A 358-nucleotide genomic window follows, 5' to 3' on the forward strand; every position below is an offset into this window, starting at 1 on the left:
TCTTTTTCTTGTTGGGTTTTGAATCTTTAAGAATGTCAATAGCTTCGGTATAGCTTACTCTTTTGAAGTTGTTGTCTATCACAAACCTTAACTTATCTGTAAGTCCCATAGGGCTTCTTTCTGCTTCAGGTTTTGCCTTGTCTTCATTTGCCAAACGTTCTTCAAGGAAAGCAAGATCATCCTTGCAGTTCTCTAAAATGTACTTTAGGACGTACTTTATAAAATCTTCGGCGATATCCATATTTCCGGCAAGGTCGCAAAAAGCCATTTCCGGTTCCACCATCCAGAATTCAGCAAGATGGCGGGAGGTATTTGAATTTTCTGCCCTAAAAGTAGGTCCGAAGGTGTAAACCTGACC

At 40.2% G+C, this 358-nt stretch carries 1 protein-coding gene; it reads right to left on the reverse strand.

Annotation, left to right across the window (positions count from 1 at the left end; translation table 11 throughout):
• Positions 1-358: amino acid--tRNA ligase-related protein (locus HC175_RS21030; protein WP_317172386.1), on the reverse strand; the 358-nt coding region annotated here is incomplete at both ends.

The organism is Salinimicrobium oceani, from assembly GCF_012037645.1.